Here is a 25,637-nt window from a genome sequence, read left to right as displayed (position 1 = left end):
AACGAAAGGGTGGCACGGGCCGCCGGCAGCACGGGCGGCTCATGGAACGTTCCCTTTTCGCCTTCATCTGGAAGTATTCGAAGCGCGATCAGATCTTATTGCTGGTGGTAACGTTAATCACGTTCCCCTTCCTTTACGCGACCTTGGAACTGCCCAAGCAGATCATCAATGACGCGATTTCCGCCGACAGCACGGTCATTGACGCCTTCGGCTATGAGTTGACGCAGATCCAGTACCTGATGGCGCTCAGCTTTGCCTATCTGGGCGCGGTGCTGGCCCATGGGCTGCTGAAAATGCGGCTCAACACGATGAAGGGCGTGCTGGCCGAACGGATGCTGCGCCGCTTCCGCTATACGCTGCTGGCGCGCATGATGCGCTTTCCCAAAAGCTATTTCCAGCGCACCAGTCAGGGCGAACTGGTCTCCATGATCACGTCAGAGGCCGAACCAATGGGCGGCCTGATGGGCGACGCCGTCGCGCAGCCGCTGTTTCAGGCGGGCCAGATGATCATCATCATGGTCTTTTTGTTCCTGCAATCGGTCTGGTTCGGGCTGGCCGGTATCGCGCTGATCCCGCTTCAGGCCTGGCTGATCCCGATCTTGCAGCGGCAGATCAACCAGTTGAACAAAAAGCGGATCATACAAATCCGATCGCTCGCGTCCGAGATCGGGGAAACCGCCGCCGGGATGCAGGATTTGCGTGCAAGCGGTGGCTGGCGCTACCGCCGGGCGCAATTCACAGAGCGTCTGGGCCGCCTCTTCGACATCCGGTTCCAGATCTACCAGAAAAAGTTCTTCATGAAGTTTCTCAACAACTTCATCACGCAACTGACGCCCTTCTTCTTCTACCTCGTGGGCGGCGTTCTGGCGATCCGCGGGGAAATTTCGGTGGGGGCGCTGGTGGCCGCGCTGGCCGCGTATAAAGACCTGTCCGCCCCCTGGAAGGAGCTTTTGACCTTCTACAACCAGGTGCAGGACATGTCGCTGCGCTGGGAAATCGTGACAGAGCGCTTCGATCCCCCCGACATGATCGACAAGAAACTGTTCGAAGGCTTCCCCGAAACCATTCCGCATCTGCGGGGCGATATTTCGCTGCGCAATGTGACCGTGCGCGGCGCGTCGGGCGCGGCCATTCTGGAAGACATCACGCTGGATATTCCCGCGGGCAGCAACGTGGCGATCAAGGTCACCGGCCAGACCGAACGCGCGGCGCTGGCAGATGTGCTGACCCGCGAAGTCCTGCCATCGCGCGGGCAGGTCTTTGTCTCTGGACAGAACCTTAACGATCTGCACCAAGCCGTGATCGCTGCCCGGATCGGCTATGCGCAGTCGCGCCCCTATTTCTTTGACGGAACGCTTGGCACGAACCTTTTGATGCCGCTCCGCTCCCACCCGCCGCAAAGCCCGGAACGCCCGGCCCCCGGCGACCGCCACCGGATCGAAGCCTACCGCTCTGGCAACAGCACGGACGACCTGAACGAAGACTGGACCGATCCCGGCATCGCGGAATTCGTGACCGATGGCGACGTGCGCGGCTGGTGGTTCCAACTGACCAAGGCCATGGGCATCGACGAGTTCATGTTCCGGCGGATGCTGACCTCCTTCGTCGATGAGAAAAAGCACGAGAAGCTGGTCGAGCAAGTCATCGCATTGCGCGGCGAGGTCTGGCAGGCGATCGAAGACAAGGGGCTGGATGACGTGGTCTATCGCTTCGATCCGGACATGTTCAATCCGGCCGTTCCCCTTGGCAGCAACCTGATCTTTGCCTCGCCGCTGCGGTATATCTCGCAAGAAGAATTGATGAACGAACGCGGTTTCATCGCCATGGTCCTGCGACATGGGCTGGGTGAACAGATCATCGCGATTTCCCAGACCGTGATCGAAACGCTTGATCAGACCTTCGGCAAAGACGGCACCGAACACCCGCTGTTCCAGGCGCTCGGCATCGACGACGCGCTTTACGAAAAACTCACAGAAATCGCGGAACGCCGCCGCATCAAGGGCGATGGCGCGCTCACAGAGGATGAGTTCACGCTGCTGCTGACGATCCCGTTCCTGTTCACCGCCGAACAGATCGGCCCCGCCTTCCCCGAAAGCTTCAAGGATGAAATCGTGGCGATCCGCAAATCGCATGGGGCCGCGCTACGCGAGGCATCGAAGGAGTTCTTCAGCGCCATCGAGCCGGACTCATATTTCCCGCGTCTGACGTTGATCGAGAACCTGCTTTATGGACGGATTTCGGCCGTGGCAGGCGCGCGCGGCGAAATGGTCGCGGATGTGGTTGCGGAGGTTCTTGAAAAGCACGGAATGCGGCAAACCGTGGCGGAAACGATCTGGGATGTGCCCACCGGCATCGGCGGCAGCAATATGCCCGGCGTCTTCCTTGAACGTGCCGCCTTCAGCCGCGCCGCGATCAAGCGCCCCGATATCCTGATCCTGGACAAGGTGCTGGCCTCGCACGATTCTGCAAGCCGCGAACGAACCCGCGCCGAATTGCGCAACTTGATGCCCGAAACAACGCTGATCTTCATCGAAGACGAATTCGGCAATCCCGCCAATTACGACATCTACATCGAAGTCGAAGACGGGCGCATCGACGGCGTGGAGCGGAAGGACCTTCTGGATCGCGGCGGCCCCGGCACGGACGACTTGCAACGCAAGGTCCGGATTATTGCCAATTCGGAACTGTTTGCCGATCTCGACCCGCGCAACCAGCGGCTTCTGGCCTTCTCCGCGCAGTGGTATCGGGCCCGCAAGGGCAAGACCGTATTCCGCCGCGGCGATGCGGCAGACGCCGTCTATCTATGTGTTCGCGGCAAGGCAGAGCTGAGCTTTACCGAAGCCAAAGCCAATGTCCACGTTCCGATCACCACCGTCGAATCGGGCAGGGTCATCGGCGATCTGGCCGTCATCCTGAACGAAGAACGCAGCGTGGACATGGTCGCGCTGGAAGACACCGTCTTTCTACGGATCGGCGCGCCCGAATATCTTGCCGTCGTGCAAAACGATATGCAGGTGGCGTTCAGCCTGTTGCGCACGGTGGCGGGGCACCTGTCCAACACCGCAACCCTGATCCGTGACAGCGGCATCGAAATCCCGCGCGACTTTACCACGCCGCCAGCCGGTGACGCGCCGGCGGATAGCAAGGACGATACGTGAATTACACGCCCCACGAAGACCTGGTCCGGCCCGCGCGGGACGGGCGCAATGGCCTGATACGGACGGCGCTGTCCTGCGTCCTGATGATCGCGATAATCATCGTATCGACCATGTTGCTGTACGATTTCGTGCAGGGCGCCGCGGCATCTTTCGGGCATTTCGTGACCATCGAAGACCTCGCGGCGGCACGGACACCGGCGCTGATGCTGCTCATGCTGTTCAGCTTTGCGCTTTGGCTTGCCGCGCTTTCGGTCGCGCTGCGCTTTATGCACAAACGTACATTGCGCCCCGTTTTGGGACAATCCGTCTGGCCAGAGTTTTTCCGGGTGCTGGCGGCGCTTGTTCTGCTGAACATCGTGCTGCTTCTGCTGCCGCCCTGGGGCATGTTCGCGGATACCGAACCCGGCTTGCCCGTCGCCACATGGCTGTCGCTGCTGCCGCTGTCGCTTCTGGCGGTCCTTGTGCAAGTTTCAGCCGAGGAGATTCTGTTCCGCGGCTACTTGCAACAGCAGATCGCCGCGCACACCCGGTCGCCCATCGCCTGGATCGGCCTGCCCTCGGCGCTATTCGCCATCGCGCATTACGACCCGTCGCTGGGGTCCAACGCATGGATCGTGGTGGCATGGGCTGGGCTATTCGGCGCGCTGATGGCCGATTTGACGGCGCGCTCCGGCTCTCTCGGGCCCGCCATTGCGGTGCATTTCGTCAATAACGCCTTCGCCATGCTGATCCTGTCACCCATGGAAAGCCTGTCGGGCCTCGCCCTGCGACTTTACGCCTTCCCGATGGCCGATGAGGCCGCCATGCGAGAGCTTCTGCTGATCGATTTCGCGTTCATGCTGGTCAGTTGGCTGGCGGCGCGTGTCGCGTTGCGCTCCTGATTGCAATTCGGACGGCTCGGGGCTATCTCCTGCGCAGTTTAACAGACCCGAAGGCAACCTGATGAACTGGATCACCAACTACGTCCGGCCCCGGATCAACTCGATCTTCTCGCGCCGCGAAACACCGGACAACCTGTGGACCAAGTGCGAGTCCTGTGGAACCATGCTGTTCCATAGGGAGCTTTCGGACAACCTGAACGTCTGCACCAACTGCAATCACCACATGGCGATCACGCCGCGTGAACGATTCCACGCGCTGTTCGATGGCGGCATCTTCACCGAAGTCGCCGTGCCGCAACCGGTGGCCGACCCGCTGCATTTCCGCGATCAGAAGAAGTATCCCGACCGCCTGCGCACCGCCCAGAAAGACACGGGCGAAACAGAAGCGATGCTGGTCGCGTCCGGCGAAATCGGGCGCACGCCGATCATCGCCGCCGGGCAGGATTTCTCGTTCATGGGCGGGTCCATGGGAATGTATGTCGGCAATGCGATCATCGCGGCTGCGGAAGAGGCGGTAAAGCTGCACCGCCCGCTGATCCTGTTCTCTGCCGCCGGTGGCGCGCGGATGCAGGAAGGCATCCTGAGCCTGATGCAAATGCCGCGCACGACCGTAGCCGTGCAGATGCTGAAAGAGGCCGGCCTGCCCTATATCGTGGTGCTGACGCACCCGACGACCGGCGGTGTCACGGCCTCCTATGCGATGCTGGGCGACGTGCATATCGCCGAACCCAATGCGCTGATCTGCTTTGCCGGGCCGCGTGTGATCGAACAAACCATCCGCGAAAAGCTGCCCGAAGGCTTCCAGCGGGCCGAATACCTGCTGGATCACGGGATGCTGGACCGCGTGACGCCGCGCACGGAAATGCGCGATGAGTTGATCACCATCACCCGGATGATGATGGGCCTGCCGCCGGCGGTGAAAGGGGAATTGCCCGCGCCGGAACTTGATGCGCAAGACGGGGCTGCCCCGGGCGGAAACGAAGAGCCCAAGACGTGACATCCTCTTCCGACGTCATCCTGGAACGGATGATGACGCTGCATCCCAAGGTGATCGATCTCACCCTGGACCGGGTCTGGAACCTGCTGGACAAGCTCGGCAATCCGCAAAACGATCTGCCGCCCGTGATCCATATCGCTGGCACCAATGGCAAGGGATCGACGCAAGCGATGATCCGCGCCGGGCTGGAGGCCGAGGGCAAGCGCGTCCACGCCTTTACCTCGCCGCATCTGGTTCGCTTTCACGAGCGCATCCGCCTTGCCGGTACGCTGATTTCGGAACCCGACCTGACCGCCGTTCTGGATGAATGCGCGCGGGCCAATGGCGACACGCCGATCACGTTCTTCGAGATCACGACCTGCGCAGCGCTTTTGGCGTTTGCCCGGACCCCTGCCGATTTCACTTTGCTTGAGGTCGGACTTGGAGGACGGCTGGACGCCACCAATGTCATCGAAAAGCCGCGCATGACGGTGATTACCCCGGTCTCGATCGATCACGTCCAGTTTCTGGGCAACACCGTCGACAAGATCGCGGCGGAGAAGGCCGGTATTCTCAAACGCGGCGTGCCTTGCGTCGTCGCCCGGCAGGTGGATGCCGCCGAAGAGGTAATCGAAGCGCGCGCCGCGGCGCTGGGGGCGCCCTTGTCGGTCCAGAACCAGCACTGGCATGTGGAAGAAGACCACGGGCGGATGACCTATCAGGACGATCGCGGGCTCTTGGACCTGCCGATGCCTGCCCTGCTCGGGGCGCATCAGGTGCAAAACGCGGGAACGGCAATCACGGTGCTGCGCGCGCTTGGCTTCGGCGACATCGCCTGCGAGGCGGCGGTGACCGACGTCACCTGGCCCGCCCGGATGCAACGCCTGCGCTCCGGGCCCTTGATAGACGCGGCGCCCGATGCCGAATTCTGGCTGGACGGGGGGCATAATGCCGCTTGCGCGCAAAGCCTTGCCGAAAGCCTGACCCGGCTGCCAAAGCGCGAAACACACCTGATCTGCGGCTTGATGAACACCAAGGATGTAGCCGGATACATGGCACCGCTGACATCACATGCGGACAGTCTGACCGCGGTGTCCATTCCGGGCGAAGCGAACACGCTTCCGGCTGTAACCATCGCAGAGGCCGCCGCGCAGGCGGGGCTGTCCGCGCGGCAGGCGGGTAGCGTTGCTGACGCCGTATCGGCCATCGCCGCTGAAGCGCCGGAGGCCCGCATCCTGATCTGCGGATCGCTGTATCTGGCCGGAACGGTCCTGCGCGACAACTCATAGCGCCCGGCACCCTGACACAATTCAGGACACTGGCGACTGGCGCGCGACGTTGACAACCTTAGCGCGAACCCCCTACATTTTGTGGCATAAGGAGCCGGACCACGCAGAATTGGTTGGCACAATGGGCAGATTACGCGGGAACACCCCGCCAAAGCAGGAGGGCAGCGATATGCAACTTCTTGGATTGGTGAAAAGCCACTCGAAACTTCCAGTGGACCTCCGGCGCTCTCACCTGCAACTGCTGATGCTCGCGCTCTCGCTTTTCTGTGTCGCGGTGATCCTTGTCGTGATGCAGCCGCTCAACCCTGATCGTCCTGCCGAAAACGGACCGATTTCTGCAACGCGGGCCGCATCGCTCGCCGATGTTGCGACCAAGGGCGATGCCACACCGTTGGTTCGACTGGACTGACCACGCGCCCGGATCGGGGCGCCTTTAGCCGGTCGCGAAAATGCGCGTCATCTCTGATTTGAAACGGCCCCATGTCATCGTCGCGTGATTGCCCGCATAGCCGTGATAGTGCGACTTGCCCGAAGAATTCGGCAACCCGGCCCAGATCTTCGCCAGATTGTTCATGAAGCTGGTCTGGGACATTTCCCCCCTCAGAAATTTGCTCAACCCCGCGTCTTCGAGCAGGCGATCCCCCAGCAAATCCTGAACCTGCGGGGAAAACACCGCCGTTTCGGGCACGCCGAGCTGCTGTACCAGACGGCGCAGCGTTTTCGGGATGAACTGATACCGTCCAATGGCGTGCGGCTGCCCCGGCGTGGCATCGATCCACGCATAGATTTCGCGGATCGTCATCTGCGTGGGGGCTTTGCGCGGCTTGATCCGCGCGCCATATTGCACGGCGTCATAACCTTTCCGCCCCGCTTCGGCCTTGGCGATCAGCGTGCGCAATTGCGCGACCCGGCCACCGGCATAGGGGGCAAAGCTGGTAGGCGGGAGAGGCGCCTGAACCGCACTGCGCGGCAGGACCGGAGCAAGCAAACTTCCCGCTTCGCGCCCGGAAAACAGGCTGGACGGACCTTCGGCAGGTGCGCTTGCCCGCGTGGAGATGACGATTGCTGCGTCGGACCCGGATGCACGAGGAAGAAGTGCCTTGCGCGACGTGCCAAGCGAGGTTCCGGCAAATAGCGACTGCGGACCGGCGAAAACGGAATGGGGAAACGCACATAGCAAAATGAACGCGAAAAAAGCGGCAACTCGTAACACCTTGGCAACCCTTCTGGCTGTCTACAATTCACGATCCCTTCCTACCTGCGGACACTTAATTTTCCACTTTTGTTCTGCATTTGATCTATTTTCTGATGGCGCGCGCCTCTTTCCGCTTTGCGCAGAAGCAGGTAACTAGGCGCAGGGCAGACCGCCGGGACAAGAACATGAAACCTATCCGGCTCTTATCGGGCTTTTTCACAGTCGGCGTCTGGACATTGGCCAGCCGCATACTTGGCTTCGTGCGTGACGCGATGATCCTTGCCTTCTTGGGCACAGGCCCCTTGTACGAGGCCTATGTCGTCGCCTTTCGCCTGCCCAACATGTTTCGCCGCTTCTTTGCGGAAGGCGCGTTCAACATGGCCTTCGTGCCGCTTTTCTCCAAAAAGCTGGAAGGGGACGAAGACGCCCGCCGCTTTGCCGAGGATGCTTTTTCCGGGCTGGCGACGGTTCTTATTGTACTGACGCTGATCGCCATGGCCGCGATGCCTTGGCTGATCCTCGCGCTGGCCTCTGGCTTCAAGGGGCAAGAGCAGTTCGGCCTTTCGGTCGAATTCGGGCGTATCGCGTTCCCCTATATCCTGTTCATCTCGCTCGCCGCGCTGCTATCGGGCGTGTTGAACGCGACCGGGCGTTTCGCGGCCGCCGCCGCTGCGCCCGTGCTGCTGAATGTCATTCTGGTCACCGCGATGACGGTCGCCGCAGGGCTGGGCGCGGATGTGGCCCGCGCGCTGATCTGGGCAATCCCCTTTGCCGGTGTCGCGCAGATGGCGCTGGTCTGGCATGCCGCCGCGCGGGCTGGTTTCCGGCTGCGTTTGCGGGTGCCGCAGATGACGCCGGATCTCAAACGGCTTGTCATCATTGCCATCCCGGCTGCGTTGGCCGGTGGCGTGGTGCAGGTGAACCTTCTGGTCGGGCAACAGGTCGCGAGCTTTTTCGACCGGGCCGTGGGCTGGCTTTACGCCGCGGACCGGCTTTATCAACTGCCACTTGGCGTCGTTGGCATTGCCATTGGCATCGTGCTGCTGCCCGACCTGTCGCGTCGCTTGAAGGCACAAGATGATGCGGGCGCGCGCCACGCGCTCAGCCGTGCGGGCGAAGCATCCCTTGCGCTGACGATCCCATCGGCCGTGGCGCTTGTGGTAATCCCGCTACCGCTTGTTTCCGTCCTGTTCGAACGTGGCGCGACAACCGCTGATGACAGCGCCGCGATTGCCGTGGCCGTGGCGATCTATGGTCTTGGGCTACCTGCATTTGTGCTGCAAAAGATCCTGCAACCGCTTTACTTCGCGCGCGAGGATACCCGCCGCCCGTTCCATTATGCGGTCGTCGCGATGGTGATCAACGCGGTGCTGGCGATAGGTCTCGCCTTTGCGCTTGGGCCTGTCATGGGCTGGATCGGACCGGCGATTGCGACCTCTGCCGCCGGGTGGGCCATGGTGTGGCTGTTGCGACGCGGCGCGCGCCCCATGGGGGATGTCGCACAGTTCGACGCGCGGTTCCGCAGCCGTATCTGGCGCATCGTCGCGGCGTCGCTGGCGATGGGCGTGGTGTTGTGGATCGCGAACGCTCTTTTGGGGCCTGTGCTGGGCATGGCTTATTGGCGCTATCTCGGGCTGCTCGCACTGGTTCTGATCGGCTTGGTAAGCTACGGGCTTTTCGGTCAAGCCATGGGGGCGTTCCGCCTTGCGGAATTCAAAGCCAACCTGCGGGGCCGTTGAGCCAAACCCCCGGCAAGACAGGTTAGCGTTGGCGCATCCGCGCCAGCAACGCCGCCCGCGCCCCCGGAACAAGCACAAAGCACATCGCGAACCCGGCGATGAACCCTGTGAGCTCCGCGACCCAGGTGCGGTCCGCCCCGAAAAGCGCGCCAAAGACCAACTGTATGCCCATCAGCATGGCGATCAGCGAGAACGCCTGCATCTGGTTCGCCCCGGTCGCGCGGGCGCGTGTCCACAAGATGAAGGTGAAGCCGCCAATAAGCCCGTAGGCGCCGGGATAAGCCCCGACCAGCCAGACCTGTTCATCCAGCAGCCCGCCATAGACCAACGCGCCAAGGATGCTCGCCGCGAAAAAGATCGCGGGCACAGCGAAATGACTGATCACTTCGCCCACCAGCTTTCCCATCGCCAGAAAGATCACCGATGCGATGGCCATATGAAGAAAGCCCAGATGCAGGAACGGGTAAGTCACGAAGCGTAGCAGGATGTCACCGGGATATTGCCGGTTCTCGATCATCCAGTCGAAATGCTGGGGCGAAAAGCCGAACTGTTCGATCAATGCAAGCCGCCAGCCCACAGCTTGCGGGCCACCGACCCAGCCGGCCTCGCCTGCGGCAAGCACCGCTTCGACCCCGAAAAGCGCGAGGAACATCACCAGCACAACCGGCGGCAAAGGGTTCACCGGGTTTGGGTCATAGCCTGTCTTGCCGTCATCCATTTAGGTGTCTCCTGCTTGACGCTTGCCCCGGCGGGGAGTAACCGAACCCGGCCCAATTCACCAGAGTGATGCAGATGTCAGACAGCCAGTTCGCCCCCCGAGTTTTCTCCGGTATCCAGCCATCCGGCGGTTTGACGCTGGGCAATTACCTTGGCGCGATCAAGCGTTTCGTGGGGATGCAGGATGAAGGCGGGTTCGAAACGGTCTACTGCATGGTTGATCTGCACGCGATCACCGCGCGCCTGCTGGATCCAAGCGAGCTTTCGCACAACACCCGCGAACTTGCGGCGGGCTTCATTGCCTCGGGCATCGATCCGGCGAAATCCATCCTGATCAACCAAAGCCAAGTGCCGGAACATGCACAACTGGCATGGATTTTCAACTGTGTGGCGCGGATGGGCTGGATGAGCCGCATGACCCAGTGGAAAGACAAGTCCGGCAAGAACGCCGAAGCCGCGTCGCTGGGGCTGTTCGCCTATCCCGCGTTGATGGCAGCGGATATCCTGATCTACCACGCGACGCACGTCCCGGTGGGCGAGGACCAGAAACAGCACCTTGAGCTGACCCGCGACATCGCCGCGAAGTTCAACCACGACTACGGCGTCGAGTTCTTCCCGATAACAGAACCGGTCATCGAAGGCGCGGCCACCCGCGTCATGAGCCTGCGGGACGGGTCCAAGAAGATGTCGAAATCCGACCCCTCGGATGCGAGCCGGATCAACATGACCGACGACGCGGATGCGATCGCCAAGAAAATCCGCAAGGCCAAGACGGATCCGGACGCGCTGCCTTCCGAAGCAAAGGGGCTGGAAGACCGCCCCGAGGCGCGCAACCTCGTCAATATCTATGCCGGGCTTGCCGATATGAGCGTGGATCAGGTTCTGGCCGATCACGGTGGGGCGCAGTTCGGGCAGTTCAAACCGGCGCTGGCGGAACTCGCGGTCGAAAAGCTCGCCCCGATTTCGTCGGAAATGGCGCGGCTGATGGACGACACGGCAGAGATCGACCGCATTCTGGCCCATGGTGCCGAACAGGCGCGCGCGATCACTGCGCCGATCCTTGCCCGCACCTATGAAATCATCGGCATGGTGCGCTAAGCGCAGTTTATAAAAGATTGTGCGCTAAGCGCGCCCGGTAAATCACCACAGCGCCGCCCGCGCCTGTGCGCGCTGCGGGAAGTTTATCGACATTCCCCGCGGCCTGCGCCACGGTCCCGTTCAAAGACGCGGAGACATGGCAATGACGACAGGATTCTTCTGGGACGAACGCACCTTCTGGCATGGTGGCGGCAATTACGCATTCACCTTGCCGGTGGGCGATCTGGTGCAACCGCTCGCCGCCGGTGGACTGCCCGAAAGCCCGGAAACAAAGCGCCGCCTCAAGAACCTGATGGATGTTACCGGCATCACCGCAGATCTGGCGGTTCAGACCGCACCGATGGCGCTTGAGGCCGATCTGGCCCGCATCCACCCACAAGATTACTTGTCGCAGTTCAAGGCCCTGTCCGATGCGGGCGGAGGAGAGCTTGGCGCGCGCACGCCCTTCGCCAAGGGCGGGTACGAGATCGCCGCCCTGTCTGCCGGGCTTGCCAAGGCCGCCGTTGCCAAGGTGCTGGAGGGCACGCTCACCAATGCTTACGCCCTATCGCGCCCACCGGGGCATCACTGCCTGCCGGATTTCCCGAACGGGTTCTGCCTGTTTGCCAATATCGCCATCGCGCTGGAAGCCGCCCGCGCGACGCGGCCCGGACTGAAAGTCGCGGTTCTGGACTGGGACGTTCATCACGGCAACGGCACCGAGGCGATCTATTACGACCGCGACGATACGCTGACGATTTCCCTGCATCAGGATGGCAACTACCCTCTCGACACCGGCGATATCGCCGACCGTGGGCGCGGCGGGGGCGCTGGCTACAACATCAACCTGCCCATGCATGCAGGCAGCGGGCATACCGCCTATCTGCATGCGATGGACAATGTGGTGATCCCCGCGATCACCGCCTTCAAACCGGACCTGATCGTGGTCGCCTGCGGCTTTGATGCCAGCGTGATCGACCCCCTGTCGACGATGCTGGCCACCGCAGACACGTTCCGCCAGATGACCACGCGGATCAAAACGCTTGCCGAAAAGCTATGCGACGGCAAGCTCGTACTGGTGCACGAAGGCGGCTATTCCGAGGTGTATGTGCCCTTCTGCGGCCACGCCACGCTAGAGGCACTGTCCGGCAGCAAGATCACCGCGCCCGATCCGTTCGAGGCAGGCTTCGCCCGCCGCCAACCCGCCCCGCCAATGGACGCGTTTCTCAGGTCGGAGATCGACAGGATGGCAGAAGAACTGGGGCTATAGAGCCAACGGAACGGCCCCGGCCCGCCAAGGCGACCACAGGACCAGCGCGGGAATTCCGGGTCAGCGCAGGCTGAACGCGAAGGTCTTGGGATCGAACGCCAGACGGTTCTTGCCCAGCTTTGAGAACAAGCGGACAAGATGCCTTTTCCGGACGAAGGACGAATACGTCCGAAATGGCACCAAATGGATATCGCCGAAGCCGTCCACCAAAATGAACCTGCGTGTCCCGTCCCTGTTCGACCCCAGGACGATATTGGATGCGTTCACATCATTGGTCGGGATGTCGCTGCGCAGCAATGCCATGCCGAACACGTTCAGCGCGTCCAGCGCCGCTGCGTCGAACAGATCGTCAGCCAGCAACTCGCGCAGGCTCGGACCGATATCCCGGCCCTCTAGTGTTACATTCTCGACGACCTGGATGGGTTCTCCATCCAGAAACGTGAAGCCATGCAGCATCGTCGTCGGAAAATCCGGCCATGTGGCCTGTTGGCGCAGAACCGCAGAGACATAGGCACGGTATTCCTTGCGCACGATATGTGTTCTGTAACTGGGAAGGACGCGCAGCAAAAAGCTTTTCAGATCGCGCTTCTTCAGCCTTCTTTCATCGACCCGCTTTTGCTTCTTGAACAGGAACTCTGGAAAGTCGCGTGATTTATAGACATACCGCTCCCCACCTTCTGCAACCAGTTCAAGCGACTCTGCGCTCAAATCGGAGAGTTGGGCTGTCTTGGGTATCACGTGGTCTCCCTTTCGGATTTGTGCTGCGCGGAAAATTCGGCTGGTATACATGCCGGAACTGCCAATCGTCAATTCCTCGCCCCCATGCGGAAGCGATCTGCCGACGGCGCGCCCTGCCCTTGACAACCGGTGCGATCAAACCGACATACAAAGCAATATGTAAATGAGTTTAACATGCCCGAAAAGAACCCTGCCGCACTCGAATTTCTGCTGACGCGCCGGTCGCGCCCGGCCAAGACCCTGACCGCACCCGCGCCAGACCGCGACACGCTGCGCACGCTGCTGACCGCTGCGGCACGGACCCCCGATCATGGCAAGCTGGAGCCCTTCCGCTTTATCGTGCTGGAACCCAAGGCGCTGGCGCGTCTGGCAGAGATCGCAACCCGGCGCGGCGCGGCGATCGGGATGGCCCCGGACCGCATCGCGAAGGGCAGAAGCCAGTTGGAGCAAGGCCAGCTTTGCGTGGTCGTCGTGGAAAGCCAGAAGGAACACGACACAATTCCCGATCTGGAACAGACTTACACCGCCGGGGCTGTCTGCCTTGCCTTGGTCAACGCCGCCCTTGCAGCGGGCTGGGGCGCGAACTGGCTGACAGGTTGGATGGCGCATGATCGCGGCTTCATGCGCGAGGGGCTGGGCCTGGAACGTCACGAACGCATCGCGGGGATGATTTATCTGGGCACCGAAACCTCAGCCCCGCCAGAGCGGCCGCGCCCGGATCTTGACGCGATCACCACCTGGGTCGACGAATGATACTGACCGCCTTTTTCAAAGCTCTGGGCCAAATGACGGACCCACGCTTTCGCCGCGTCCTGCTGCTGGGGATTGGTTTGACAATCGTGCTGTTGATCGGGGCGACCATGGGCTTTGTCTGGCTGGCGGATTGGCTGGTCGGGGACGACGCGAAACTGCCATGGATCGGAGAAGTGCGCTGGCTCGACAATCTCGCGGGTTGGGGATCGGCGCTGCTGATGATGGTTCTGTCGGTCTTCTTGATGGTGCCGGTCGCCTCTGCCATCACGTCGATGTTTCTCGACCGGGTGGCCGATGCGGTCGAAGACATCCACTACCCGCACCTGCCCCCGGCAACAGAGGTAACATTCCTCGACGGGCTGCGCGATACGCTAAGCTTTCTGGGGCTGCTGATCGTCGCCAATATCGCGGCGCTGATCGTCTATGCGCTGCTGCCCTTCGCCTCGGTCTTTATCTTCTGGGCGCTCAATGGCTTCTTGCTGGGACGGGAATATTTCACGCTGGCGGCAATGCGCCGCGTCGGCCGGGACAACGCCAAGCAGCTTTGGCGCGCCCACGGGACGACGATCTGGATAGCCGGAACGCTGATGGCGATACCGCTTTCGATTCCGCTGGTGAACCTGCTTGTCCCGATCATCGGGGCGGCGACGTTCACGCATCTGTTCCACATGCTTTCGGGAACGGCGCGGCGTTAGCTTTCGGGCGGCCCCATGCGGTTGAACCAATCGAGATCTTCGATGGTGATCCAGCCGGACAGGATAATTCCCGCGATAATCAGCCAGAGCACCACGGAAATCCCCGTGGTGATCCAAGCCTTGCGCTTGAGGTTATGCACCTCGGGGGAGCCCGCATGCGTGCCGGGCACCACGTCGCCGCGGTCGCCCTGTGTTTCGATGCGGAACGGGATCACGATCAGAAAGGTCATGAACCAGATCACCGCGAACAGTACCAGCGCCGAGGTCGGTCCCATGAGTTACACCTGCTCCAGTTCGGTCAATGTGCCGTTCATATCCTTCGGGTGCAGGAACAGCACAGGCTTGCCATGCGCGCCGATCTTCGGCTCGCCATTGCCCAGAACGCGCAGGCCGCTTGCCTTCAGGTGGTCGCGCGCTGCGAGGATATCATCCACCTCATAGCAGACATGGTGAATCCCGCCTGATGGGTTCTTCTCCAGAAAGCCGTTGATCGGGCTGTCATCGCCCAGCGGGTAGAGCAGTTCGATCTTGGTGTTGGGCAGTTCGATGAACACGACGGTCACGCCATGGTCGGGCTCGTCCTGCGGCGCGCCAACCTTCGCGCCCAAAGCGGTGCGATACTGCTCTGCCGCGGCTTCCAGATCCGGCACCGCAATCGCTACGTGGTTCAGCCGTCCAATCATCCCTCAATCTCCCTGAATGTACGTTGGGGCGGTTTGACCATGCCTGCATCCGCAAGACAAGTCATCCGAAACGTGATGTCGTTAACGCCGCATTAGCGATCAATACCTAAAACTTGAGTCGTAAATGAAAAGCCGGAGTAGCGGCCATGGATGATAACGACACACTTTCCCTGTTCACACGACCGCCTACGGCGGCGCGGCCATTGCTGGGGCTGACCGTTCTGGTGGTCGAAGACAGCCGGTTCGCCTCTGAGGCGTTGCGCCTGCTTTGCTTGCGATCCGGCGCCCGTATACGCCGCGCGGATTGTCTGCGCTCTGCGCATAGACATCTGCAAGTGTACCGGCCCACGGTCGCAATCATCGATATCGGCCTGCGGGATGGCAGCGGCGCCGAATTGATCCGCGAGATGAACGCCTCTCAACCCCGGACAGAGGTGATCCTGGGCATGTCCGGCGATCCCGATGGCGAAGCGATGGCCATGAGCGCCGGTGCGGATGGCTTTCTTGCCAAACCCGTGACGTCCCTTGGCGGGTTTCAGGAAACGATCCTGTCCCTGCTGCCGTTGGATCGCCGCCCCAATGGCCCGCGCAGCATCTCGAATGACGAGATTATTCCAGACCCCATCGCCTATCAGGACGATCTGGCCCACATGGCGGATATCATGGATACGGGCGTGGATGAGCAGACCATGGACTACGTCGCCCAGTTTCTGGCCGGTGTCGCCCGAAGCGCCGACGACGATGCAATGCTGGCGGCGGTTGAACAACTGACGCGGAAACGCGCGGTCGGCGGTTCTACCGGGTCAGAATTGGCGCAGCTCGCCGGGCTGGTGCAGCAGCGTCTGGAACGCAAGATCGCGATGTAATCCGCCGCCCAACGCTCAAAGCGCCGGATCGGACGCCGCGCGCACAAGCCGTGTCAAATCGGCCAAACGCTCTTTCTGCTGCCCGGCCTCGTCGAAATTCTGCGGGCTGAGCCAGACCTTGAAGGCCTCGTCCAATGCGGGCCACTCCCGGTCTATCGCGGCAAACCAGGCGGTATCGCGATTGCGCCCCTTCACGACGGCGGCTTGCCGGAACACCCCTTCATAGCTGAGGCCGAGCCGTTGCGCGGCGCGCCGTGATGGCATGTTCAGCGCGTCGCATTTCCACTCATAGCGGCGATACCCGGCCTCGAACGCCCACTTCATCATCAGATACATGGCTTCCGTCGCCGCCCGCGTGCGCTGCAGCTTGGGGCTGAAATTGATATGCCCCACTTCGATGGAGCCTGCCTTCGGCGCGATCCGCAGATAACTTGCCACGCCTTCCCAATCGCCGGTTTCCAAATTGCGAATAGCAAAGAACATCGGATCCTCGCCCGTTTCGACCTCTCGCACCCAGCGGTGATACTGCGCGGCAGAGGAAAACGGGCCATAGGGCAGGTAATCCCAGACCGCGTCCCCACCAATATAGGCGCGATACAGCAGCGCGGCATGCGAATCGGCGCTCAAGCGGGCGACCTGCGCGTAGCGCCCGGTCAAAATCTCGCCCTCAGGTTGCGGCGGCGGCGTCCAACCCACAACCGGAGGTCCAAAACCTTTGTGATCGTCGTTCTTCATGACGCCACCGTATGGTTTCTTTCGCGCCGATTGTATCGAAATCTTTAAGAAAAGCGCGGTTTTCAGGGCGTGAGCAGCGCCGCGAAACAGTTTGTTCCGGAAAACCGGGGTATGCCGTAATTTGGCCCCTTCCTACACTCACTCCTGCCGAACTGGTGCGAGATACCATTGCGGACAAATACAAGGGTTAGCGATAATGATCACTCTGTTAAAAGACTTTTGCCGGAAAGAAGACGGCGCAATCACGGTCGACTGGGTCGTCCTGACTGCCGCTGTCGTCGCACTCGGCGTTGCTGCTGGTATCGCCATGACGGCCAGCACCACAGACCTGAGCAACGACATCTGGACCTATATGGACAGCCTCAACCTGTTCTGATCAGCGCATCATGCGCGGGTCGTCCCCAAGGTCCACGCCCGGGAACACCTTTGTTTCAAGGGTCGTTGCATCCAGCGAGAACAATCCTCGCATGATCCACGCTGCATAGGCGCGGACATCGCGCGTGGGTTCCAGATCGCGGCCTTGATACAGTTCGGCTTGTCCCAATCCGGGCCAGGCACCGCCGACTTGCCCGCCACGCAATGCGCCCCCTGCATAGATCATGACACCGCCCGTGCCATGGTCGGTACCGCGCGTGCCGTTTTCACGCGCCGTTCTTCCAAATTCCGTCATCACCACCACGCCCGTCTTGTTCCAGACCGGCCCGGTCAACTCCTCTTTAAGCGTCAAAAGCACATCGGCGAGGCGTTCCAGCGCCTTGGGCAACGCGCGGTGCTGATCCTGATGTGTATCCCAACCGTTCAACGAAAATGCCGCGATACGCGCGTCAGACCGGAGCCGTTCCGCCGCAAAAGCGGCCGTGCGAATATGGCCCGGACGGCGTTTTCCGCCAGCATCCACGTCGGCGCCAGCCAGCAACTCCGCCTCTTGCAGCACGGCGTGCATCTTTGGGTCGTCCTGCATCACCAACTCCATCAGCCGCAATGCCTGGGGGCTGAGCGTCAAATCCGCCTCTGCCGACCAGTTCGCAACCGGGGCCGATCCGCGCAGCAGATACATGTCACCGCGCCCAATCGCATAGGCCGTGTCGCCCGAGACCCCCGGCACCGTCTGCAAAAGCCGGTTCAGCCATCCGTCCCGCGCGCCTTCCGCCAAGGACATGGTTCCCGCCTCCAGCAAATCCTGCCCGTCGAAATGGCTGCGCTTGTCTCGATAGGGCGTCGATACCGCGTGAACGAAGCCAAGATCGCCCGCCGCCCACATCGGCATCAAGGGGCGCATAGCTGGGTGCAGCGCGAAAAAGCCATCCAGATCCGGCGACCCGATCTCCGGCCCGCCGGCCAGCGTGCGCCGCAATTCCGGCCAAGCCGGATCGCCATAGGGCTGCACAGCGTCCAACCCGTCGAGCGCGCCGCGCAAAATGATCACCACAAGGCGATTGTCCCAGGGACCGGCAGCGAAACTGACTGGCGTCAGAAAAGGTGAGGCCGCGGCGGAGCATCCGATCAGGTTCAACAGGCGGCGGCGGGACAATGTCATAGCCAGACCCTCATCTTTTCTGGAACGCCGGGCAGGACAGAACCAGCCCGATCGCCTCGGATTTCGATTCCGCCGCGCCCGCTGCAAACTGCACCGCCTCACTGGCATAGCTGCCAAGCGCTGTGCGGACGAATTCGCGCGGGTCCGGCAGGGATGGGACCAATTGCTCTGGCGCGGCCATTGCCCATGTGATCCGTGCGGACAGCCCCTGCGGCGTCAGCCAATGGCCATCCTCTTCCGGCCAGCCATCCGGGCCAATCGGCAACTGCCAGATTTGCCCCATCATCGCCATCGGCCGCAGGAACCCCTGCCGCATCTCCTTCTCGGTCAGTGGTTGGATACGTTCCGGCGCCACGTTCAACGCGCGCAGGGTCGACGCCACGAAATCCACCGGAAGCTTGGCATTGCCGAGGCCAGGCTGCCACGCTGCGTCATGTTCCAGCAACGCCTGATAGACCTGCGCCAAATCGCCGTCCGTCTCGCGGAAGCGGGTCGCCAGATGCGTCACCAGCGCAGGGTCAGGATCATCCGATACGAAATGCACAGCCAGCTTTCGCGCAATATGCTGCGCCGTTGCCGGATGCGCCGCCAGATCATCCAGCGCCGCCCGCACCGGGGCCATGGTCGGCTTGCCGTCATATGTGGTGCCCAGAACGGTTTCGGCCCCCGGTTCCGAATAATCCTTGCGAAACTTGAACCCCCGGTTCGGCTGAAAGGACATGCCCGCGAACAGCTCTGCCAACTCGCGCACATCGGTTTGATTATAGGGACCATCCACGCCCAGCGTATGCAGTTCCAGCACTTCACGGGCGAGGTTTTCATTCAAGCCACGGCTTTTCCCGCGCCGCGCCGCCGCGACCGAATTCGGGCCGATGGATTTATGCTGATCCAGAAAATGCAGCATCACCGGGTGCGTCACACAGGCAAAGAGCAAATCGGAAAACCGGCCTGTCAAATGCGGGCGGATCGCCTCTTCGATATAGGGGGACGTGGCGCGCTTGATGACGCCCGCCTTGCCGTATGCCGTGAAGTGGTCAGCCCAGAAATAGACAAGCCGTTCCCGCAGCGCGGTCTTGGTATGGGCGCGCCGTAGCAAGGTTTGCCCAAGCCACCCCAGCATGTCCTGACGCGCGGCCTTCTTGACGAGGTTCTGTTGCTTGCGCAGCGCCTCGCCTTCGGGCGTCCCCCGGACCTTGCTGCGCTTTTTGTACAGGGCCTGCATCTCGACCATGCGCGCGCGAAAATCGTCGAAGGGCTGGATCGGGAAGCGTTCGGCTATCTCATCCGGGCCATGCAGCCCGGACAACATGCTTTCAATATCCCGCGGCGCATCAATCGCCGGAGATAGTCCACAACCGAAACGAATTTCGGCAAGATCGGGATCGAATACCATGACCTATATATAGCAGGTCACCAGCGCCGAAACATATCCCGCGTGTCAGTCCTGCGGAATTACGCGCAAGCCCAGTTCCATCAACTGTTCGGGCGCAGGTTCGGAGGGCGCGGCCATCATCAAGTCCTCGGCCCGCTGGTTCATCGGGAACAGGATCACCTCGCGGATATTCTGTTCGTCGGCCAGCAGCATCACGATCCGGTCGATCCCCGCAGCACAGCCACCGTGCGGCGGCGCGCCATATTGGAACGCGTTGACCATGCCGCCAAAGCGCTTGCGCACCTCGTCCGCCGGATAGCCCGCGATTTCGAATGCCTTGAACATGATTTCCGGCTTGTGGTTCCGGATCGCGCCGGACACCAACTCATAGCCGTTGCACGCAAGGTCGTACTGATAGCCCAGAACCTCCAGCGGATCGCCTTCCAGCGCCGCCATTTCGCCCTGTGGCATGGAGAACGGGTTGTGTTCGAAGTCGATCTTGCCGGTTTCTTCGTCCTTCTCGAAGATCGGGAAATCCACGATCCAGGCAAAGGCAAAACGATCGGTGTCGGTCAGGCCAAGCTCATCCCCGATCACGACGCGCGCCTTGCCCGCGACGGTTTCGAAGCTCTTGGGTTTGCCGCCCAGGAAGAAGGCCGCATCACCGACGCCAAGGCCAAGCTGCTGGCGGATCGCTTCGGTCCGTTCGGGGCCAATGTTCTTGGCCAACGGTCCGGCCGCTTCCATCCCGTCCCCCTGATCGCGCCAGAAGATATACCCCATGCCGGGCAGACCCTCTTTCTGGGCGAAGGCGTTCATCCGGTCGCAGAATTTGCGCGATCCGCCACCGGGGGCCGGAATGGCGCGAATTTCAGTGCCGTCTTGCTCAAGAATTTTGGCGAAAATCGCAAAGCCGGAGCCTGCGAAATGTTCCGACACGACCTGCATCTTGATCGGGTTGCGCAGGTCAGGCTTGTCGGTGCCGTACCACAGCGCCGCATCCTTGTAAGAGATTTGCGCCCATTCCTGATCAACCTTGCGGCCACCGCCGAATTCTTCGAACACGCCGGTCAGCACGGGCTGGATCGCGTCGAACACGTCCTGCTGCGAGACGAAGGACATCTCCATATCGAGCTGGTAGAAATCCGTGGGCGAACGGTCGGCACGCGGGTCTTCGTCGCGGAAACAGGGCGCGATCTGGAAATATTTGTCGAAACCGGACACCATCAACAACTGCTTGAACTGTTGCGGCGCCTGCGGCAGCGCATAGAACTTGCCCGGATGCAGACGCGACGGAACAAGAAAGTCGCGGGCGCCTTCGGGCGAGGACGCGGTGATGATCGGCGTCTGATACTCGCGGAAGCCCTGATCCCACATGCGACGGCGCATGGAGGCCACGACATCCGACCGCAGCGTCATGTTCTGCTGCATCTTCTCGCGCCGCAGATCGAGGTAGCGATAGCGCAGACGGGTTTCTTCCGGGTATTCCTGTTCACCAAATACCATCAGCGGCAGTTCGGCAGCTTCGCCCAGAACCTCAAGGTCGCGGACAAAGACTTCGATCTCGCCCGTCGGGATCTTACTGTTCACAAGGCTTTCATCGCGCGCCTTCACTTCGCCATCGATGCGGATGCACCATTCGGACCGGACCTTTTCGACCTCGGCGAAAACCGGGCTGTCGGGGTCACACAGAACCTGCGTCATGCCGTAATGGTCCCGCAGGTCGATAAACAGAACGCCGCCGTGATCTCGCACGCGGTGAACCCAGCCGGACAACCGGACGGTTTCGCCGACATTCTTGGCAGTCAGTGCGGCGCAGGTATGGGTGCGATAGGCGTGCATCAGGGCGTCCTTCTCGGGGCGTTTCATCTGGCGCTGATACATCGCCCTGACCGCCGGAAGTCAAGGGCCGCGCCACGTTTTCCCCCCGTAGACTGCGCGTTCCTGGATCGAACTGGGCTGCGCGCACCGGCCTGACGGCCACCGAAGCCCCTATGGCGTCACGTCATAGCCAAGCCCGGCCTCGACATGCAGGTCAAGCTGCGACCGGATATGATCCAAATCCTCCGGCGCGATATCCTGCCGGGTTTGTTTTCTCTTTGCGCTCGGCGGCCCCACCTGTTCCGTCACCGCAACCCATGATACGTTCGCTGGAACGGCGAATTCCTGCGCCAGCTTGGTCAATACCGACGCTGGATCGCGCCGCGCATCTTCATAGCGAACAACCGCGACATTTCCCGCCCGGTGTCGAAAACCCAGATGCGCTGCGAGCTTGATCCGCCGCATCTCAAGCACATTCCTGTAACGCCGCCCCTCGATCGGGTGGCGGTCCAACTGCATGACCTCACCGCGCAGGCTACGATCATGCCGATGCCCGAACAGATCCCATTGCTGACGATCGGGTCGTGCCTTGCTGTCCCATTCCGCGCGGATGAAGTCGGAAAAGCTCAAGCCATCCAGATGCGCTGCGGGCGCGAACTGCCGTGAATAGAAGCTGAGAACCCAATCGAGCGGGTCGCGGACGACAACAACGATCAATGCATTCCGCGAAATCGCCGGGGCGGTGCAGTAACCATGCTTCCATCCGTAATGAAAGCACGGTGCCGCACCAAGATTTCGCTGCAAAAGCGTATGAACATAATTGGTGCCAGAGCGCCGCTCACCGAATATCTGAAAATGCGTAATGTCGGCCCCGTTAGATTGCGAAACAGCGACGTTCTGCGCCACATCACCCTGTACCGTCATTGACAGACGCTCCTCCAAGCCAGCCCTTCGCGCCGAATAACGGCTCAATCTGCGCGGCAGCGTAGTCAACGCCGCCCGTGATGCCAAGCAAAGCAACGCACCGCGCAGAACGTGGAAACCCTCGGCCCCGCCGATGGCGCGGCACCAGATGCCATCAGTTTCATCACCCGCCACAACAAGACCGACGGTCAGACACGATCAGCTTGTATGCGCGGGAGGAATGATGGCATAGACAACCAAAGTTTTTTTGGGTTTGAGCAGTTGAAGTATAGGCCGGACATTGATGGGCTTCGCTCTGTTGCGGTCATACCCGTCGTTTTGTACCACGCAGGCATGCCCGGATTTACCGGCGGCTTTGTCGGCGTCGATGTATTCTTCGTCATTTCCGGTTTTCTGATCACCACAATCGTGGCCAACGAAATCGCCGCGGGAAAATTCTCTCTCGCCTCCTTCTACGAGCGGCGCGCACGGCGCATCTTGCCGGCACTGCTGGTCATGGTCCTCGCAGCCTTCGCAGTCGGTTTTTTCGTCCTGCTACCGGGTGAATTGCGGGACTTGGGCAAGTCTGCGATCGCGACAGGCGTCTTCTTGTCGAATGTCTTCTTCCTTAGAGCTTTCGACTACTTCTCGCCCACAGCAGAATTCGCGCCGCTTTTGCATACTTGGTCGCTTGCTGTCGAAGAGCAGTTTTATTTGTTCTTCCCGCCCCTGCTCATGTTCTTCGCGTGGATGGGATGGCGCCGAACGGTCTGGATTGTCTTGGGGCTCTCGGTGATCTCATGCATCGCCGCAGTGGCCTTGCTGCCACTCAAACCCGACTGGGTGTTCTATTTGATCCCGTTCCGCACTTGGGAACTGGGTGCCGGGGCGATACTTGCGCTTGGCATGTATGGGCCGCCGAAACGCCGCGCGGTTCGGGAGTGTCTCGCACTGCTTGCCATCATCGGAATTGTCATTCCAGTCTTTGCCTATGACTCGAATACCGCGTTTCCTGCGCTGACCGCCCTGCCCCCTGTACTTGGCGCCACGATACTGATTTGGGTCGGTGCCAATGGTGGTGGCAGTCTCGTCAACACACTACTCTCTCGCCGCGCGCTGGTTTGGGTGGGGCTGATCTCATACTCGCTATACCTGTGGCATTGGCCCATCCTCTCCTACATCCGCATCCTGTTAGGCAGCACGGACATACCCTGGGACTTTGCCACGCTGGCGGTGGTCGCCTCCGTCGCGATGGCATGGCTATCTTTCCGCTTCGTCGAACGCCCGTTTCGCGCGCATTCAGGCGGCTTCGGACCTCGCTTCATCTTCGTCTCATCGGCATGTTCGCTGGCGGTCGTCTTGGGGATAGGCGCAGTCCTCTATTTCGGCAAAGGCCTGCCGGCACGGATGTCAAGCGACGTCGTGACCATCGCAGCCTTCGCCACTGACCAGAACGAGCGCAGGTCCGAATGCTTCAATCGCCTCGCAAGCGACAGCTTGTGCGCCATTGGGGCAGCGTCTGATGTGGAAGAGGACGCGGATTTTCTCTTCTGGGGCGACAGCCACGCAGATGCGATGATGGTCGGTATGGACGAAGCCGGAAGGCTATCGAATGAACGCGGCCTCTTTGCAGGGCATAGTGGATGCCCGCCCATCCTGAGTATCCAAAGGACGTCGGGCGGCAGCCAATGCACGGCCTTCAATGAAAGCGTTATGACATGGCTGGAAGGACGGACGGATATTCCCGTTGTCATTCTGGGTGCGCGCTGGACGATCTCTGCAGAGGGGACGCGCTATCGCGGGGAAGCTGGAAAGGATGTCGCCCTTGAATGGATCGGCGCATCTTCCGCCGCACCCGTACCGTCGGAAAATGCAACGCTCGTACAGGCAGGCCTGCAGGAAACCGTAAGGCGGATATTGGCCACCGGACGCCATGTCGTCCTGCTTGGGCCGATCCCGGAAATCGGGCATGATGTGCCAACATCTATCGCGCGGAATAAGCTTCTGGGCTGGACGCCAATTCCTGCCGTTTCAACCAGCGCCTACCAAGGACGCACGGAACGGACAGAGCAAATTCTGAACTCCGTGGCCGATGAATCGGAGGATGTGCGATATCTCCCTCTGTCGGGCGTTTTTTGTGATGCCGACTTTTGCCGCTCCACCGACCGGGGCGGTGTGCCGCTCTATTACGATGATGACCATATCAATCAAACGACCTCGCTCAATCTCCTGCCCCCGCTGCTTATTGAAATCTGGCAGTAGAGCGTATGTACCGACTGCCGGGTACGGTCTGTATGCGTTGCAAGAGCTTCTTGTGGCGAAACGCATCATCTTGCGTAAACGCTGGCCCCAACCGTTCAGTAACGGCCCAGAGCGTCGTTCATGTTTTCTGTCGTCCTCGAATGCTGCGCTTGACTGGGAACAAATCAAGGTACAGCGCCGCGCAGTGTTAGCGGCCATGACACCAGTAGTTGCGCACGGGGGCCCACCTTGGAACAGACAAGCGACAAGCTGGACGATTTAGTCAATCAGTTCTGGCTGCTGGAAGACACGGCATTCCGCGCGGTTGCTGACAAGGCATCCTCTCTGCCCAAATATATCCAGTCGAGTGTAAGGCCATATTTAGCGGACAGCGCGCTTGCGGCGTCGATCGGGATTCTCCGGGTGCCGTTTTCCCAGTTGGTATATTGCGTCGGGTTAAAGCCATGATGCTTCGCCCACTCTTTGCGATTGCAGTCGGAAAAGCCTTCACGCACACGCCTTAAGCGGGCGGCAATATCTGGATATGTTTTTAAGTCTGCCATGTTCGGTTGATGGATCAGGAAGGCTTCACGTTCTCCTCGCCTTTCGAAGATTATTTGATGGGGAAGTTATTTGCACGCGCAAAACCCGCCGTGATGGCGGGTATGCGGACGATCAGATATTTTTAGAAGTTGGTTGCGGGAGCAGGATTTGAACCTGCGACCTTCAGGTTATGAGCCTGACGAGCTACCGGGCTGCTCCATCCCGCGCCAAATTCACCTCTAATTTGGTTATGAGGTGGTATCGTAAGAGAGATACGTATTATCTCGGCGGCTTTTTAGGTTTGGCGGTGACCTACTCTCCCACATCTTAAGATGCAGTACCATCGGCGCTACAGCACTTAACGGCCGGGTTCGGGATGGGACCGGGTGTTTTGCTTGCGCTATGACCACCAAACCGAAAAAACCGTCGAGATTTCCAAGTCATGTAC

General features: G+C 60.9%; 24 protein-coding genes, 1 tRNA gene and 1 rRNA gene. 13 read left to right on the top strand and 13 right to left on the bottom strand.

Annotated features, from left to right (window positions below; genetic code table 11):
* Positions 1–41: 41 nt before the first annotated feature.
* The 5 genes from E4Z66_RS06435 (at position 42) to E4Z66_RS06415 (ending at position 6,713) form a co-directional block, all read left to right on the top strand.
* Positions 42–3,158, top strand: coding sequence for an ABC transporter transmembrane domain-containing protein (locus E4Z66_RS06435; RefSeq protein ID WP_136462175.1), 3,117 nt, complete (start codon positions 42–44; stop codon positions 3,156–3,158).
* Complete coding sequence (locus E4Z66_RS06430; protein WP_136462174.1) at positions 3,155–4,039, top strand: CPBP family intramembrane glutamic endopeptidase; 885 nt, start codon at positions 3,155–3,157, stop codon at positions 4,037–4,039. The genes E4Z66_RS06435 and E4Z66_RS06430 overlap by 4 nt, the downstream gene beginning before the upstream one ends.
* A gap of 61 nt (positions 4,040–4,100) precedes the next feature.
* Positions 4,101–5,036 carry an acetyl-CoA carboxylase, carboxyltransferase subunit beta gene (gene accD, locus E4Z66_RS06425; protein WP_136462172.1) on the top strand — a complete coding sequence of 312 codons (936 nt, stop codon included), beginning with the start codon at positions 4,101–4,103 and terminating at the stop codon, positions 5,034–5,036.
* Positions 5,037–5,065: 29 nt separating this feature from the next.
* A complete protein-coding gene (locus E4Z66_RS06420) occupies positions 5,066–6,304 on the top strand; it encodes a bifunctional folylpolyglutamate synthase/dihydrofolate synthase (protein WP_136463041.1) in 1,239 nt (412 codons plus the stop codon).
* A 169-nt stretch (positions 6,305–6,473) separates the two neighbouring features.
* Positions 6,474–6,713 carry a hypothetical protein gene (locus E4Z66_RS06415; RefSeq protein WP_136462171.1) on the top strand — a complete coding sequence of 80 codons (240 nt, stop codon included), beginning with the start codon at positions 6,474–6,476 and terminating at the stop codon, positions 6,711–6,713.
* Between the two features lie 24 nt (positions 6,714–6,737).
* Here the strand turns inward: E4Z66_RS06415 and E4Z66_RS06410 are convergent, their stop codons facing one another.
* Positions 6,738–7,517, bottom strand: a complete 780-nt coding sequence (locus tag E4Z66_RS06410; protein ID WP_136462170.1) for a hypothetical protein — start codon at positions 7,515–7,517, stop codon at positions 6,738–6,740.
* A gap of 167 nt (positions 7,518–7,684) precedes the next feature.
* Here E4Z66_RS06410 and murJ point away from each other — a divergent pair, with 167 nt between their 5' ends.
* Positions 7,685–9,238: a murein biosynthesis integral membrane protein MurJ gene (murJ, locus tag E4Z66_RS06405; protein WP_136462168.1), complete on the top strand. Its 1,554-nt coding sequence runs from the start codon at positions 7,685–7,687 to the stop codon at positions 9,236–9,238.
* 22 nt (positions 9,239–9,260) lie between these two features.
* Here the strand turns inward: murJ and E4Z66_RS06400 are convergent, their stop codons facing one another.
* On the bottom strand, positions 9,261–9,956 hold the full coding sequence (locus E4Z66_RS06400; RefSeq protein ID WP_136462167.1) for a rhomboid family intramembrane serine protease: 696 nt from the start codon (positions 9,954–9,956) through the stop codon (positions 9,261–9,263).
* A 74-nt stretch (positions 9,957–10,030) separates the two neighbouring features.
* On the opposite strand from E4Z66_RS06400, the gene trpS reads away from it, so the two are divergent.
* Positions 10,031–11,053, top strand: a complete 1,023-nt coding sequence (trpS, locus tag E4Z66_RS06395) for a tryptophan--tRNA ligase (RefSeq protein ID WP_136462166.1) — start codon at positions 10,031–10,033, stop codon at positions 11,051–11,053.
* Positions 11,054–11,195: 142 nt separating this feature from the next.
* Positions 11,196–12,302: a class II histone deacetylase gene (locus E4Z66_RS06390; protein ID WP_136462165.1), complete on the top strand. Its 1,107-nt coding sequence runs from the start codon at positions 11,196–11,198 to the stop codon at positions 12,300–12,302.
* Between the two features lie 60 nt (positions 12,303–12,362).
* On the opposite strand, the gene E4Z66_RS06385 is transcribed toward E4Z66_RS06390, so the two are convergent.
* On the bottom strand, positions 12,363–13,040 hold the full coding sequence (locus E4Z66_RS06385; protein ID WP_168797737.1) for a YrbL family protein: 678 nt from the start codon (positions 13,038–13,040) through the stop codon (positions 12,363–12,365).
* A gap of 174 nt (positions 13,041–13,214) precedes the next feature.
* On the opposite strand from E4Z66_RS06385, the gene E4Z66_RS06380 reads away from it, so the two are divergent.
* Entirely contained in the window at positions 13,215–13,793 is a 579-nt protein-coding gene (locus E4Z66_RS06380) for a nitroreductase family protein (protein ID WP_136462163.1), read from the top strand.
* Positions 13,790–14,488 carry an EI24 domain-containing protein gene (locus E4Z66_RS06375; protein WP_136462162.1) on the top strand — a complete coding sequence of 233 codons (699 nt, stop codon included), beginning with the start codon at positions 13,790–13,792 and terminating at the stop codon, positions 14,486–14,488. The genes E4Z66_RS06380 and E4Z66_RS06375 overlap by 4 nt, the downstream gene beginning before the upstream one ends.
* On the opposite strand, the gene E4Z66_RS06370 is transcribed toward E4Z66_RS06375, so the two are convergent.
* Both E4Z66_RS06370 and mce read right to left on the bottom strand, forming a co-directional pair.
* Positions 14,485–14,763 carry a DUF1467 family protein gene (locus E4Z66_RS06370; RefSeq protein WP_136462161.1) on the bottom strand — a complete coding sequence of 93 codons (279 nt, stop codon included), beginning with the start codon at positions 14,761–14,763 and terminating at the stop codon, positions 14,485–14,487. The two genes, E4Z66_RS06375 and E4Z66_RS06370, sit on opposite strands and share 4 nt — an antisense overlap.
* A gap of 3 nt (positions 14,764–14,766) precedes the next feature.
* Positions 14,767–15,171: a methylmalonyl-CoA epimerase gene (gene mce, locus E4Z66_RS06365; protein ID WP_136462160.1), complete on the bottom strand. Its 405-nt coding sequence runs from the start codon at positions 15,169–15,171 to the stop codon at positions 14,767–14,769.
* A 146-nt stretch (positions 15,172–15,317) separates the two neighbouring features.
* Here mce and E4Z66_RS06360 point away from each other — a divergent pair, with 146 nt between their 5' ends.
* A complete protein-coding gene (locus tag E4Z66_RS06360; RefSeq protein ID WP_136462159.1) occupies positions 15,318–16,037 on the top strand; it encodes a response regulator in 720 nt (239 codons plus the stop codon).
* Between the two features lie 15 nt (positions 16,038–16,052).
* Here the strand turns inward: E4Z66_RS06360 and E4Z66_RS06355 are convergent, their stop codons facing one another.
* Complete coding sequence (locus E4Z66_RS06355; RefSeq protein WP_136462158.1) at positions 16,053–16,772, bottom strand: GNAT family N-acetyltransferase; 720 nt, start codon at positions 16,770–16,772, stop codon at positions 16,053–16,055.
* Between the two features lie 196 nt (positions 16,773–16,968).
* Between E4Z66_RS06355 and E4Z66_RS06350 the strand changes: the two genes are divergently transcribed.
* A complete protein-coding gene (locus E4Z66_RS06350) occupies positions 16,969–17,148 on the top strand; it encodes a hypothetical protein (RefSeq protein ID WP_136462157.1) in 180 nt (59 codons plus the stop codon).
* On the opposite strand, the gene E4Z66_RS06345 is transcribed toward E4Z66_RS06350, so the two are convergent.
* From E4Z66_RS06345 to E4Z66_RS06330, 4 genes are all read right to left on the bottom strand, one after another.
* On the bottom strand, positions 17,149–18,309 hold the full coding sequence (locus tag E4Z66_RS06345) for a DUF1501 domain-containing protein (protein WP_136462156.1): 1,161 nt from the start codon (positions 18,307–18,309) through the stop codon (positions 17,149–17,151).
* 10 nt (positions 18,310–18,319) lie between these two features.
* Positions 18,320–19,702: a DUF1800 domain-containing protein gene (locus E4Z66_RS06340; RefSeq protein ID WP_136462155.1), complete on the bottom strand. Its 1,383-nt coding sequence runs from the start codon at positions 19,700–19,702 to the stop codon at positions 18,320–18,322.
* Between the two features lie 45 nt (positions 19,703–19,747).
* Positions 19,748–21,523 carry an aspartate--tRNA ligase gene (gene aspS, locus E4Z66_RS06335; protein WP_136463040.1) on the bottom strand — a complete coding sequence of 592 codons (1,776 nt, stop codon included), beginning with the start codon at positions 21,521–21,523 and terminating at the stop codon, positions 19,748–19,750.
* A gap of 150 nt (positions 21,524–21,673) precedes the next feature.
* Entirely contained in the window at positions 21,674–22,426 is a 753-nt protein-coding gene (locus tag E4Z66_RS06330) for a sulfotransferase domain-containing protein (protein WP_136462154.1), read from the bottom strand.
* Positions 22,427–22,537: 111 nt separating this feature from the next.
* Here E4Z66_RS06330 and E4Z66_RS06325 point away from each other — a divergent pair, with 111 nt between their 5' ends.
* Positions 22,538–24,667, top strand: a complete 2,130-nt coding sequence (locus E4Z66_RS06325; RefSeq protein WP_136462153.1) for an acyltransferase family protein — start codon at positions 22,538–22,540, stop codon at positions 24,665–24,667.
* Positions 24,668–24,933: 266 nt separating this feature from the next.
* Here E4Z66_RS06325 and E4Z66_RS06320 read toward each other — a convergent pair whose 3' ends face one another.
* From E4Z66_RS06320 to rrf, 3 genes are all read right to left on the bottom strand, one after another.
* Entirely contained in the window at positions 24,934–25,209 is a 276-nt protein-coding gene (locus E4Z66_RS06320) for a helix-turn-helix domain-containing protein (protein WP_136462152.1), read from the bottom strand.
* Between the two features lie 130 nt (positions 25,210–25,339).
* Positions 25,340–25,416: transfer RNA gene (locus tag E4Z66_RS06315), tRNA-Met, on the bottom strand.
* 72 nt (positions 25,417–25,488) lie between these two features.
* Positions 25,489–25,603, bottom strand: a 5S ribosomal RNA gene (rrf, locus tag E4Z66_RS06310).
* Between the last annotated feature and the right edge of the window lie 34 nt (positions 25,604–25,637).

It is taken from the genome of Aliishimia ponticola, assembly GCF_004803475.1.
Classification (GTDB): domain Bacteria; phylum Pseudomonadota; class Alphaproteobacteria; order Rhodobacterales; family Rhodobacteraceae; genus Aliishimia; species Aliishimia ponticola.
This window is presented reverse-complemented; position numbering and strand designations above follow the sequence as displayed.

Bases quoted from the DNA above. Each gene is read 5' to 3' on its own strand.
- E4Z66_RS06415 (WP_136462171.1), top strand. From the start codon at position 6,474: ATGCAACTTCTTGGATTGGTGAAAAGCCACTCGAAACTTCCAGTGGAC.
- E4Z66_RS06330 (WP_136462154.1), bottom strand. From the start codon at position 22,426: ATGACGGTACAGGGTGATGTGGCGCAGAACGTCGCTGTTTCGCAATCT.
- E4Z66_RS06435 (WP_136462175.1), top strand. From the start codon at position 42: ATGGAACGTTCCCTTTTCGCCTTCATCTGGAAGTATTCGAAGCGCGAT.
- E4Z66_RS06355 (WP_136462158.1), bottom strand. From the start codon at position 16,772: ATGAAGAACGACGATCACAAAGGTTTTGGACCTCCGGTTGTGGGTTGG.
- E4Z66_RS06340 (WP_136462155.1), bottom strand. From the start codon at position 19,702: ATGGTATTCGATCCCGATCTTGCCGAAATTCGTTTCGGTTGTGGACTA.
- trpS (WP_136462166.1), top strand. From the start codon at position 10,031: ATGTCAGACAGCCAGTTCGCCCCCCGAGTTTTCTCCGGTATCCAGCCA.
- accD (WP_136462172.1), top strand. From the start codon at position 4,101: ATGAACTGGATCACCAACTACGTCCGGCCCCGGATCAACTCGATCTTC.
- E4Z66_RS06375 (WP_136462162.1), top strand. From the start codon at position 13,790: ATGATACTGACCGCCTTTTTCAAAGCTCTGGGCCAAATGACGGACCCA.
- E4Z66_RS06360 (WP_136462159.1), top strand. From the start codon at position 15,318: ATGGATGATAACGACACACTTTCCCTGTTCACACGACCGCCTACGGCG.
- E4Z66_RS06400 (WP_136462167.1), bottom strand. From the start codon at position 9,956: ATGGATGACGGCAAGACAGGCTATGACCCAAACCCGGTGAACCCTTTG.
- aspS (WP_136463040.1), bottom strand. From the start codon at position 21,523: ATGCACGCCTATCGCACCCATACCTGCGCCGCACTGACTGCCAAGAAT.
- E4Z66_RS06350 (WP_136462157.1), top strand. From the start codon at position 16,969: ATGATCACTCTGTTAAAAGACTTTTGCCGGAAAGAAGACGGCGCAATC.
- E4Z66_RS06380 (WP_136462163.1), top strand. From the start codon at position 13,215: ATGCCCGAAAAGAACCCTGCCGCACTCGAATTTCTGCTGACGCGCCGG.
- E4Z66_RS06420 (WP_136463041.1), top strand. From the start codon at position 5,066: ATGATGACGCTGCATCCCAAGGTGATCGATCTCACCCTGGACCGGGTC.
- E4Z66_RS06370 (WP_136462161.1), bottom strand. From the start codon at position 14,763: ATGGGACCGACCTCGGCGCTGGTACTGTTCGCGGTGATCTGGTTCATG.
- E4Z66_RS06390 (WP_136462165.1), top strand. From the start codon at position 11,196: ATGACGACAGGATTCTTCTGGGACGAACGCACCTTCTGGCATGGTGGC.
- murJ (WP_136462168.1), top strand. From the start codon at position 7,685: ATGAAACCTATCCGGCTCTTATCGGGCTTTTTCACAGTCGGCGTCTGG.
- E4Z66_RS06345 (WP_136462156.1), bottom strand. From the start codon at position 18,309: ATGACATTGTCCCGCCGCCGCCTGTTGAACCTGATCGGATGCTCCGCC.
- E4Z66_RS06320 (WP_136462152.1), bottom strand. From the start codon at position 25,209: ATGGCAGACTTAAAAACATATCCAGATATTGCCGCCCGCTTAAGGCGT.
- mce (WP_136462160.1), bottom strand. From the start codon at position 15,171: ATGATTGGACGGCTGAACCACGTAGCGATTGCGGTGCCGGATCTGGAA.